The sequence below is a fragment of the Bacillus sp. P4_D3 genome (assembly GCF_056401855.1).
In genome coordinates, this window is record NZ_JBFUIN010001121.1 from 1 (window position 1) to 794 (window position 794).

1 protein-coding gene is annotated in these 794 nt (G+C 35.0%); it reads right to left on the bottom strand.

Annotated elements, in window-relative coordinates; genetic code table 11:
- A partial coding sequence (bla2, locus tag AC1DTM_RS29720; protein ID WP_477001615.1) for a BcII family subclass B1 metallo-beta-lactamase occupies window positions 1–745 on the bottom strand: 745 nt, incomplete at its 3' end.
- Between the last annotated feature and the right edge of the window lie 49 nt (window positions 746–794).

The window sequence follows — 794 nt, forward strand, 5'->3', positions numbered from 1 at the left end:
GTAATCCTCTGTCCCCTACTTCACCATGTCCAGGTAGTACTAAATTCATATTTTTATATCGGTTCAACACATTCTCAATCGATGTGGACCATTCATTTACATATGCATCAGCAACATTTCCTAAATCTTTTGCTTCCGTAGATTTCACTAAACAGCCTCCAGCTAAAATTTTGTATTGCGGTAACCATACGACAATGTTATCTTCTGTATGTCCTTTCCCTGGATAGAACGTTTCTACTTTCATATTTCCAAACTTCATATTCGTAATTGTTTGTAAGTCTCCAAGTGGCTTCTCATATCCATTTTTCTTTGCTAGTTCCGCAGTTAATGCTGTACTATGCGCTTTAATGCCTCTTTCTTTCAACGTTTTAATTCCGCCAATTCGATCAGCGTGCGCATGTGTAATAATGACATCCGTTACGCGCTTCTTAAATTTCTTTTCTACCATCTCTATTAATTCCTTCGTTAACTTATCATCCCAAGAAGAATCGACAAGTACTAACCCTTTAGAAGTAGTAAGAACTAGACCACTCGAAGGAACTGCTTCTCCGTTAAAATAACCTAACTCCGTATGAATCCATACATTTTTATTTAACTGAGAAATTGAAATAGTTCCTGTCTCATTCTTTATTATTTTGTTCTCTACCTTTCGTTCTGCTTGTACAGAAGAAATTGTGCTACTAAATTGAGTTACGCCTAGTAAACTTACACATAATCCTACTTTTATCAACGTATTCTTTTTCATCCTTATCAATCCTTTCTTTCAAAATAAATAGTTATTACCTATAATAGAC